The organism is Streptomyces sichuanensis, from assembly GCF_020328095.1.
Classification (GTDB): domain Bacteria; phylum Actinomycetota; class Actinomycetes; order Streptomycetales; family Streptomycetaceae; genus Streptomyces; species Streptomyces cinnamoneus.
On record NZ_JAIXMK010000056.1, the window covers coordinates 1 to 10950 of the forward strand.

Below are 10950 nucleotides of genomic sequence, written 5' to 3' on the forward strand. Positions count from 1 at the left end.
TTCGGCGGCCTGCGCGGCGGCGGAAGCGGCCTGCGAGGCGGCGCTGGCCGCGATGCGGGCCGACGAATTGGCCGCCCGTGCCGCGTCGATGGCCTCCTGCGCCGCCTGGGCGGCGCTCTCGGCCGCGTCGGCGGCCCGGCCGGCGGCGTTCGACGCCCGGCCGGCGTCCTTCTTGGCCGCAGCGGTCTCGGCCGCGGCCTTCTGCGCCGCTTCCTTGGCCAGCTTCGACGCCATCACGGCGCGTTCGGAAGCGTCCTGGGCGGCTTCGGTCTCCCGCTTGGCCGTCTTGCCGGCTTCCTTGGCGCGCTCCGCCAACTGCGAGACTGTGGCCCGCTCTTGGTCCCGGGAGCGGGCGGTGTACTGCCCCACGCTCAGGAACTCGCGCACGTCCTCGGAGGACGAGTTCAGAGCGAGCTTGGCGGCCTCCTTGGTCGCCGGGCCGCCGGCCGACATGATCTGCATGAGCTGGACCCGGTCGTCGGACTCCCGGGCCGGGTACTGCCCCTCGTCCAGGAACTTCCGGACGTCCTCCGCCGAGCCGCCGAGGGCGGCCTTGCCGGCCTCCTGGAGGCTCCGGCCTCCGCTGGTCGCGAGCTGTGTGACCGCGACCCGCTGATCCTGTTCGAGCGGCTGCTGCCAGCCGGACTTGAAGAACTGCCGCAGGTCGGTCTGGGAGCCGGCCAGCGCCTTCTGCGCGGCCTCCCGGACCTGCCGCCCGCCCAGGGAAAGGATCTGGACCGCCGAGATGCGGTCGTCGTGCTGCTCGGCGGCGTCCTTCTCACCGGCCAGGAACCGGTTCACGTCCTCGTCGGTGCCCATGAGCGCGGCCTCGGCCGCCGCCTTGACGCCGGGACCGCCGGTCTTCCACAACTCGACGACGCGGCCACGGTTGGTGGCCGGGATCGGGTCGAACCACAGCCCGTCGTCGGGGAATTCACCGGTGGCCGATGCGCTGCCGCCGAGCACCCCGACGACAAGCGACATGGGAAGCAGGCTCGAACACAATACACGCGCGTACAGCGTCGACCGTCCCCTCGCTCTCGCGAATTCGACGCTTCTTTTTCTCACCAAGCAGCTCTCTTCAACTAGTTGCGTGTTGCCGTAGATCGGCCCGGTGAGCATAACCCCAGTGTTCATGTGACCCGGCAAGTCGTTTTCCCTGCGACGCGCATCGTGGGCGCCTCACAGAAAAGCGAATTAGGAGGTTCCGCTTCCGTCACCTGACACCCCCTCACCAACCGATACCGCCAGGTCAGGTGGTACATTCCATCCACCCTTTATCGCTTCCTTACCCGCGGCCACCGCTGTCGCCGCATGCACCCGGAAGGAATTCCCTGTGATATCTCGCGTGCGCAAAACGCTGCTCGCCGGCATTGCCGTGGCCGCCACGGCCGTTGTGGGAGTTTCCACGCTCACCACCGCCAACGCCGCCCCGCAGCCCGGTGCGGAATCTGAAATTCCGCCTTACGCGGTGGAAGACTTCGCGTACCCGAACGCGGACGCCATCTTCAAGGAAAAGGGCATCAAGCTGGTTCAGGGCGACGGGCGCATCATGCTCGCCGACTGTGCCGCCTCCACCGACATCCAGGTAATGACGACGCAGTCGAAGGATTTCAAGTACTGCTTCAAGGTCACCGGTAAGTCCGGCTACCTCGCCCTGGAGATCCCCTCCGTCTACGGCGTCCAGACCGAGGACCACCCCGTCAAGGCCACCGTCAAGGCCGCCGACGGCCCGGCGCAGAGCGTCGACGTTCCCAAGGGCCAGCTGAAGGGCGTCGGTGAAGGCGTTCCCGGTGGCCAGCCCACCGTGCTGGTCGAGCTGCGCGTCACCGGCTGACCCACCGCCTCACCGCACCACATCCAACGGAACAACCCGTAAGTAAGGAAGAACGTGTTCGGCAGACAATCGCGCGCGGCATGGACAGCGGGCATCCTCGCCACCGTCGTAGGGGCCGGCGTCCTCGGCGGCACACCCGCCTCCGCCGTCGTCGGTGACCAGGCCAAGGACGGGGCGTACTCGTTCACGGCCAAGCTCGACATCGGCGGGAAGCGGTCCTGCTCGGCAGCGCTGGTCGAGCAGGACTGGATGATCACCGCCGCGAGCTGCTTCGCGGACAACCCCGCCAAAAGCCTGAAGGTCGCGGCCGGTACGCCGAAGCTGAAGACCACGGCCACCGTCGGCGGCGTCGTCGCCAACGTCGTCGAGCTGGTCCCGCGCGACGACCGCGACGTCGTGATGGCCCGGCTCGACAAGCCCGTCACCGGCGTCACGCCGGTCGCCATCGGCTCCACCGCGCCCGCCCAGGGCGAGGAGCTGCGCGTCGCCGGCTACGGCCGGACCAAGACCGAGTGGCTCCCCAGCCGTCTGCACACCGCGCAGTTCACCGTGGGCGGCGTCAAGGCCACCTCCCTCGACCTCGCCGGCAAGACCGCCGACGCGGCCGTTTGCAAGGGCGACACCGGTGGCCCGGCCTTCCGCGAGACGAACGGCCGCGTCGAGCTGGCCGCCGTCAACAGCCAGTCCTGGCAGACCGGCTGCCTCGGCGCCGACCCGGCCGAGACCCGCAAGGGCGCCGTCGACACCCGTGTCGACGACATCGCCGGCTGGATGCAGGCCATCTTCTCCCGCGACCTGCTGAAGGGCGTGGACTGGAAGAACGCCGAATACCTGGCCTCCGGCTACTTCACCGGCGGTTCCGCCAACGGCACCCGTCGCATGGACCTGCTGGTCCGCTGGGCCGACGGCTCGGTCACCCTCTACCAGGGCGCCGACCACAAGGACCCCAAGTACCCCTTCTCCGCCGTGCACAAGCTCGCGGACGCCGGCAGCACCTTCAAGTACGCCCGCGCGATCACTGCCGGCCGTTTCGCGGCCGACGGCACCGACGGTCTGGTCGTCCGCTGGGTCGACGGCGAGGTCACGCAGTACACCCACGTCGACGCCAAGGGCTTCCACGACGAGAAGATGCTCGCCAAGCCCAAGAACGGGGTCTGGGAGAACGCCAAGCTGATCACCGCCGGCCGCTACACCGGCAACGACCTGCGCGACGACCTGCTCGTCGTCTGGGCCAACGGCTCCGTCTCGATCTACTCCGACCTCGGCGCCAACGGCGTCGGCAAGGAGAAGCAGATCCAGAAGGCGAACACCACCTGGCCGCACGCCGAGCAGATCGGGTCCGGCGACTTCACCGGCAAGGGCACGAGCGACCTGATGGTCCGCTGGTCCGACGGTGAGGCCACCATCTACCCGGGCGTCGACACCGCCGGCTTCCACGGCGAGATCATGGTGCGCAAGCCCAAGGAGGCGTGGACGAACGCCCAGCTGATCACCGTGGGCGCGTTCGCCGCCAACGTCGTCCCGAACGACGTCCTCGTCCGCTGGAGCAACGGCAACGTCAGCATGTACACCGGCGTGGACAAGGCCGGCACGCACGCCGAAGTGCAGCTCGTCGGCTGACCCGAAGCATCGTCCGGCCCTGCAGGCCCCGTACGTCCGGGGCCTGCAGGGCCGTCGGCTTCCGCCCACCCCTCGCTCTTCTCCGAACGGAGTTCCCTTCCTTGCGCGCCTCACGCATGCGCTCCCTCGTCGCCGCGGTGACCTTCGGGTCCGTCCTCGCGCTGGGCTCCGGCGCCGCAGCGGCAGCTGCCGGCCCGTCGACGTCCCCGACGCCCGCCAAGCCCGCCAAGCCCGGCACGCCCAGCGCCCCCGCCCCCTCCGGCACCCCCACCCCCTCCGGCGCCTCCGGCACCTGGTCCGTCGAGGACGCCCTGCGCTTCTGGACGCCCGAGCGCGTCGCCTCCGCCACCGACCCCTCCGGCCGCGCGGCGCAGCCCGGGGCCAAGCCCGGGGCGCCGAAGCCCACTCCCCGGGGGCTCGCCCGGGACAAGAGGGACACCTCCACGAGCTTCCCCGGCATCAAGTCCGTCGGCATGCTCTTCGCCGTCGACAAGGACATGCGCAGTCACTTCTGCTCGGCGAGCTCCGTCGAGAGCAGCAACCGCAACCTCATGCTCACCGCCGGGCACTGCACCAACTCCAAGGCCGTGTTCGTCCCCGGCTACGACCCGGCGAAGTCCCTGAAGGAGCAGCCTTACGGGATCTGGCCGGTCGAGGAGTGGTTCGTCGACAAGCGGTACGAGAAGAACTCCATGAAGGCGGAGTCGGACCTGGACTTCGCCTTCGCCCGGGTCAAGTCGGGCGACGGACGGAACCTGCAGGACGTCGCGGGCGGCAACTCCCTCGCGCGCACGCCGGGGTTCACCAATGACGTCACGGTGATCGGCTACCCCTCCGTGGGCCACAACCCCCAGGACCTGCCCGTCCATTGCGCCACGCGGACCGGCGCCCTGCCGGACTTCAACCAGATGCGCATCGACTGCGCGGGCATGTGGGGCGGCGTCTCGGGCGGCCCCTGGTTCTCCAAGCTCGACGGCAGCGGCACGGGCCAGATCATCGGCAACGTCGGCGGCTTCAACGGCGGCGGCCCGGACGTGCCCGGCAGCGACCCGATGTACAACCGGATCTCCTACAGCCCGATGTACGGCGACCGTTTCTTCCAGCTCTACGACGACGCCCAGAACGGCCGCCACACGGACGCCGGCCCCTACCAGCAGCCCAAGCCGCCCTACTCGCTCGGCGGTGCCGAACGGTGGCAGCAGGCGAGGCTGACGGCTTCCGGTGACTTCACGGGCAGCGGGCACAGCGACCTGTTCGTGGTCTGGAACGACGGCTCCGCCACGCTCCACACGGCCGGTGCGCAGAAGGACGGCCAGGCGGGGACGGCTCCCTTCACCACCGAGTACAAGATCGCGGGCCCGGGCAGCGTCTGGAAGTACGCCCGGGCGATCAGCGGTGGCCGCTTCTCCGCCGACGGCAGCGACGGCATGCTCGTCCGCTGGAGCGACGGGGAGTTCACCGAGTACGCGCACGTCGACCACACCGGCACGCACGACGAGAAGATGCTCGCCAAGCCGAAGAACGGCGTCTGGGAGAACGCCAAGCTGATCGCCTCCGGCCGCTACACGGCCAACGCGCTGCGCGACGACCTGCTCGTCGTGTGGACCAACGGTTCGGTGTCCCTCTTCTCCGACCTCGGCGGCAACGGCATCGGCAAGGAGACCCAGCTGCGCAAGGCGAGCGCGACCTGGACCCACGCCGAGCAGATCGGAGCGGGCGAGTTCACCGGCAAGCAGACCGGTGACCTGATGGTCCGCTGGAGCGACGGCGAGGCCACCGTCTACTCCGGGATCGACACCGCCGGTTTCCACGACGAAATCAAGGTGCGCCCCGCCAAGTCCCTCTGGGCAAAGGCCCAGTTGGTCACGGTCGGCGCCTTCGCGGGCACCACGGCCCCCAACGACGTCCTCATCCGCTGGGCCGACGGCAACGTCAGCTACTACCGCGACGTGGACGCCGCGGGAACCCACGACGAGATCCAGCTGGTGGGCTGACGCCCCGCGGACACGCCCCCTCGCAGGGGCGTGTCCGCACCCTCTCCGCATTTCGCCAAATCGGTTGATGCGTGAAGATTTCATGGAATGATCATGGAGATCTCGCAATGCCCCTGCGTGGGGCGTTGCGCCGTGTCTCATCCCCTTGGAGAAGCACATGGGCAACCTCACCGGCCGTCAGCGCGGACGCATCCTGTCGGGCGTCGTCACCGCGGCCATAGCCGCCGCACTGGCCGGCACCACCACCGGGACCGCGGCCGCCGCCGGGCCGGCGGAAAGCCCCGCCGCGAAGGCGCACCAGAAGAGCGTCGCGAAGCCGCAGAACGCTCCGCACGCCGCCCCGCGGTCCGCGCTGCGGGCCGCCGCGGAGCCCACCGCCGCCGCCCCCCGCTTCCCCCTCATCGCGGCCGACCGTGACGGTCTCGTCTACAAGTACGAGTCAAACGGCCACGGCGGCTTCGGCGACGACCAGCTGATCGGCTACGGCTGGAACAACTTCACCGAGGCGACGGCCGTGGACCACGACCGCAACGGCAAGGACGACGGCTGGTACGTCCGCCACCGCGACGGTCAGCTGGAGTACACCGGCGACGCCGGCGACAAGATGATCGGCGGCGGCTGGAACAACTTCGACCGTATCCTCTCCCCCGGTGACCTCGGCGCCGGCTACGAGTCCGACGTCCTCGCCCGCGACAAGTCCGGCGTCCTGTGGAACTACGTGGCCCGCACCGACGGCACCCTGGGGAACCCCTACCGCGTCGGCCCCGGCTGGGACATCTACACCGACATCGCCGGCCGCGGCGACCTCAACGGCGACGGAAAGCCCGACATCGTCGCCAAGGACAAGTCCGGCGTCCTCTGGTTCTACAAGGGCACCGGCACCTCCACGTCGCCGTTCGAGACCCGCGTCAAGGTCGGCGGCGGCTGGAACGCCTACGACAAGCTCGTCAGCGTCGGCGACATGGACAACGACGGCCGCAGCGACATGCTCGCCCGCGACACCTCGGGCGTCCTCTGGTTCTACAAGGGCAACGGCAACGCCACCGACCCCTTCGACAACCGCACCAAGATCGGCGGCGGCTGGGACAAGTTCACCCTGATGTTCTGAGGTCGCGCCACGCCGTTCCGGGGCCGCGCCACAGCGTTGCATCCGGCCCACCCTCTTGGTTGACCGATAAACGGCGTGTGGCATGATCCGGACGATCTCGCGGCACTCCCGGCAGGGAGTGCCGCGTCTTTTCTTATCTGCACGAGGAGCACCACGTGGCCCTTTCCTCCGGCCGCAAGCACGGGCGCGCCCTGTCGCGCCTCGCGGTGGCGGCCATCGCCGCCGCACTGGTCGGCACCACCGCCGGAACCGCATCCGCCGCCCCCACCGCCGCAGCACCCCGCTTCCCGCTGATGGCCACCAAGACGTCCGGCGAGCTGTACGAGTACCAGCCCGACGGCCGCGGTGGCTTCGGCGACCGCAAGCTGGTCGACAACGAGTGGACCGACATCACGGCGGCCACCCAGACCGACCAGGACCAGAACGGCGAAGCGGACCACGTCTACGTCCGGGCGGTGGAGGGTTCGCTGATCTACGGCCCCACCGTCGACGAGCAGCAGGAGGCCGTCGTCATCGGCGGCGGCTGGAACATCTACGACCGCATCTTCTCCCCCGGCAACCTCGCCGGCGGCAGCGAGCCCGACCTCCTCGCCCGGGACAAGTCCGGCGTCCTGTACCTCTACACCGCCCGCGCCGACGGCACGCTGGGCGACCGTTACCGCGTCGGCCCCGGCTGGGACATCTACACCGACATCGCCGGCCGCGGCGACCTCAACGGCGACGGCAAGACCGACATGGTCGCCAAGGACAAGTCCGGCGTGCTCTGGTTCTACAAGGGCACCGGCGACCTGAACGACCCGTTCGCCAGCCGCGTCAAGGTCGGCGGCGGCTGGGGCATCTACAACACGCTGGTGTCCTCCGGCGACATGGACGGCGACGGCCGCAGCGACATGCTCGCCCGCGACAGGTCCGGCGTCCTGTGGTTCTACAAGGGCAACGGCAACCAGAACGACCCGTTCGACAACCGGGTGCGCATCGGCGGCGGCTGGGGCCAGTACAACAACCTGTTCTGATCCCGGCGCGGCCGACGTCTGAGCCCGTCCCACGAGGGGGCGCAGTCATGGGACTGCGCCCCCTCGTGTCATGTTCGTCATGGTCGCGCGTTCCGCTATTGAGTTGATTCGTGGGGATCCTGTGAATAATCATGGAGATATCGCAATGCCCCTACATGGGGTCTCGCGTAACGAATCGTCCTCATAGGAGAGCTTCTTGCCGAACGTTCCCGGCCGTCAGTCCGGACGCATCGCGTCCACCCTCGTCACCGCGGCGATAGCCGCCGCCCTGGTGGGTGCCACCGCCGGTACGGCCGCCGCCGACGGCCCGGCGAGCAGCCCTGCCGCGAAGGCGCTGGAGAAGAGCGCCGCCCAGCCGCAGGCCGCCCCCCAGGCCGCCCCGCGCGCCGCACTGCGCGCCGCCAACGGGCCCACGGCGGAGGCTCCTCAGTTCCCCTTGATGGCGGTCGACACCTACGGCCTTCTCTACCGGTACACCTCGAACGGCCAGGGCGGGTTCGGCGACGACTGGTTCATCGACGGCGGCTGGAACTTCCCCGACGCGACGGCAGTCGACCACAACCGCGACGGCCAGTGGGACGCCTGGTACGTCCGCCACAACGACGGCCGCCTGGAGTACACGGGCGAGGGCGTCCACTGGATCGGTGGCGGCTGGAACGTCTACGACCGCATCCTCTCCCCGGGTGACCTCGCCGGCTCCGGCGAGTCCGATCTGATCGCCCGTGACAAGTCCGGCGTCCTGTGGCTCTACCAGGCGCGCGAGGACGGCACCCTCAGCGACCGCTACCGCGTCGGCCCCGGCTGGGACGTCTACACCGACATCGCCGGCCGCGGCGACCTCAACGGCGACGGAAAGCCCGACATCGTCGCCAAGGACAAGTCCGGCGTCCTCTGGTTCTACAAGGGCACCGGCGACTACAAGGACCCCTTCGAGAGCCGCGTCAAGGTCGGCGGCGGCTGGAACGCCTACGACAAGCTCGTCAGCGTCGGCGACATGGACAACGACGGCCGCAGCGACATGCTCGCCCGCGACAGGTCCGGCGTGCTGTGGTTCTACAAGGGCAACGGCAACGCCACCGACCCGTTCGACAACCGCACGAAGATCGGCGGCGGCTGGGACAAGTACGTCCTGATGTTCTGAGCCGATGCGTGAAGCCCTGACGGCGCTCCGGTCGGGGCTTCGCCCGGGACTTCTCGCGGCACGACGACCGCGCCCCCGCAGGGTGCACCCCCGGCGATGTGAAGATCCTGTGCAATGATCCAGAGGATCTCGCGGCGCCCCCGACCAGGGGCGCCGCGTTTCCTCATCGGCATAGGAGAACTACGTGGGGAATCTTCCGGGCCGCAAGCGCGGACGCGCTCTGTCCCGCCTCGCCACCGCGGCGATAGCCGCCGCGCTGCTCGGCACCACCGCCGGTACGGCCGTCGCCGACGGCACGACGCCCGCCACCCCGTCGACGCAGAAGGCCGCCGGGGCCGGCGTGCTGACGCAGGCCGCACCGCGGACGGCCGTGGCGCAGCGGACCGCCGCCGCCCCCGTCTTCCCGCTGACGACGGTCGACCGGTCCGGCACGGTCTACATGTACGCCCCGGACGGCAAGGGTGCCCTCGGCGACCGCAGCAATCCCGTCGTCACCGGCTGGCAGGTCATGGCCGGCGCGACCCGCGTCGACCACAACCAGGACGGTTACCCCGACGGCCTCTACAGCCAGTCGAAGACCGGCACCCTGTACTTCAACAAGGGCGTCGACGAGCAGACCGTGACCATCGGCGGCGGCTGGGACATCTACGACCGCATCCTCTCCCCCGGCAACCTCGGCGGTGCCCAGGAGTCCGACCTCCTCGCCCGCGACAAGTCCGGCGTCCTGTGGATCTACCTGGCCCACCCGGACGGCACGCTGAGCGACCGTTACCGCGTCGGCCCCGGCTGGGACATCTACACCGACATCGCCGGCCGCGGCGACCTCAACGGCGACGGCAAGGCCGACATGGTCGCCAAGGACAAGTCCGGCGCCCTGTGGTTCTACAAGGGCACGGGCGACTACAAGGACCCCTTCGAGAGCCGCGTCAAGGTCGGCCCCGGCTGGGACATCTACGACACGCTCCTGTCCATCGGTGACATGGACAAGGACGGCCGCAGCGACATGCTCGCCCGCGACAGGTCCGGCGTCCTGTGGTTCTACAAGGGCAACGGCAACCAGAACGACCCGTTCGAGAACCGCGTGCGCATCGGCGGCGGCTGGGACCAGTACGTTTCGATGTTCTGAGCACCGCTCAGCACATGACCGGGCGGCGACGCCCGGGGCGCCGAGGGCCGCATCTCCCCGTGGGGGGTGCGGCCCTTCCGCCGTGAGGGGCCCGTGCGATGATCCAGGCGATCTTGCGCCGTCCCGACCACGGACGACGCGTCTTTCCTCTTTTTGATCGCCATAGGAGAGCTACGTGGCTCCATTCCCCGGCCGTACGCGCGGACGCGCCCTCTCGCGTCTCGTGACCGCGGCGATAGCCGCCGCGCTGGTCGGCACCGCCGCCGGAACGGCCGCCGCCGACGGCCCGGCTCCGGCCGCTGCGGACGTGTCCGTCGCACCCCCGGCGGCGCCCCCGGCCGGCGCCCCGGCGTCGCGGGCCGCCTCCCCCGTCTTCCCGCTGATGGCGGTGGGCGGCACGTCCCTCTACGAGTACAGGCCCGACGGGCAGGGCGGGTTCGCCGACCGTACCGTCGCCAGCGAGAAGTGGCGGGGCATCACCGCCACGGTCCAGGTCGACCACAATCAGAACGGCCGGGCCGACGGCCACTACGTCCGGACGGCCGACGGCACCCTGCGCTTCACCCATCCCGGCCCCACCCCGGACGCCCCGGTGGTCCACGACCGCATCGGCGGCGGCTGGAACATCTACAACCTCATCGCCTCCCCGGGCAACCTCGGCGGCGCCGGCCAGGCCGACCTCATCGCCCGCGACGCCTCCGGTGTGCTGTGGATCTACCTGGCCCACCCGGACGGCACCCTGAGCGACCGCTACCGCGTCGGCCCCGGCTGGGACGTCTACACCGACATCGCCGGCCGCGGCGACCTCAACGGCGACGGAAAGCCCGACATCGTCGCCAAGGACAAGTCCGGCGTCCTCTGGTTCTACAAGGGCACGGGCAACGCCTACGACCCCTTCGAGAGCCGCGTCAAGGTCGGCGGCGGCTGGGACGCGTACAACCTGCTGACCTCCAGCGGTGACGTGAACCTCGACGGCCGCAGCGACCTCCTCGCCCGCGACAGGTCCGGCGTCCTGTGGCTCTACCGCGGCAACGGCAACGCCACCGACCCGTTCGACAACCGCGTGCGGATCGGCGGCGGCTGGGGCCAGTACAGCACCATGTTCTGACCG

The 10950-nt window shown here is 69.9% G+C and carries 9 protein-coding genes; 8 read left to right on the forward strand and 1 reads right to left on the reverse strand.

Features of this window, described 5'->3' with window-relative positions:
* Positions 1-984: ALF repeat-containing protein (locus tag LE181_RS17730; RefSeq protein WP_225662268.1), on the reverse strand; the 984-nt coding region annotated here is incomplete at its 3' end.
* A 364-nt stretch (positions 985-1348) separates the two neighbouring features.
* Between LE181_RS17730 and LE181_RS17735 the strand changes: the two genes are divergently transcribed.
* The 8 genes from LE181_RS17735 (at position 1349) to LE181_RS17770 (ending at position 10947) form a co-directional block, all read left to right on the forward strand.
* Positions 1349-1837: a hypothetical protein gene (locus LE181_RS17735; protein WP_225662269.1), complete on the forward strand. Its 489-nt coding sequence runs from the start codon at positions 1349-1351 to the stop codon at positions 1835-1837.
* Positions 1838-1891: 54 nt separating this feature from the next.
* Positions 1892-3457 (forward strand): S1 family peptidase, encoded by a 1566-nt coding sequence (locus LE181_RS17740; protein ID WP_225662270.1) that lies wholly within the window; start codon positions 1892-1894, stop codon positions 3455-3457.
* 101 nt (positions 3458-3558) lie between these two features.
* The gene (locus LE181_RS17745; protein WP_225662271.1) at positions 3559-5451 is read left to right on the forward strand and encodes a trypsin-like serine peptidase; all 1893 of its coding nucleotides are present in this window, start codon (positions 3559-3561) and stop codon (positions 5449-5451) included.
* Positions 5452-5608: 157 nt separating this feature from the next.
* Positions 5609-6559 carry an FG-GAP repeat domain-containing protein gene (locus LE181_RS17750; protein WP_225662272.1) on the forward strand — a complete coding sequence of 317 codons (951 nt, stop codon included), beginning with the start codon at positions 5609-5611 and terminating at the stop codon, positions 6557-6559.
* A gap of 155 nt (positions 6560-6714) precedes the next feature.
* Positions 6715-7572 (forward strand): FG-GAP repeat domain-containing protein, encoded by an 858-nt coding sequence (locus LE181_RS17755; protein WP_225662273.1) that lies wholly within the window; start codon positions 6715-6717, stop codon positions 7570-7572.
* A gap of 196 nt (positions 7573-7768) precedes the next feature.
* Positions 7769-8713: an FG-GAP repeat domain-containing protein gene (locus LE181_RS17760; RefSeq protein WP_225662274.1), complete on the forward strand. Its 945-nt coding sequence runs from the start codon at positions 7769-7771 to the stop codon at positions 8711-8713.
* 184 nt (positions 8714-8897) lie between these two features.
* Complete coding sequence (locus tag LE181_RS17765) at positions 8898-9839, forward strand: FG-GAP repeat domain-containing protein (protein ID WP_225662275.1); 942 nt, start codon at positions 8898-8900, stop codon at positions 9837-9839.
* Between the two features lie 175 nt (positions 9840-10014).
* The gene (locus LE181_RS17770) at positions 10015-10947 is read left to right on the forward strand and encodes an FG-GAP repeat domain-containing protein (protein ID WP_225662276.1); all 933 of its coding nucleotides are present in this window, start codon (positions 10015-10017) and stop codon (positions 10945-10947) included.
* Positions 10948-10950: the final 3 nt, after the last annotated feature.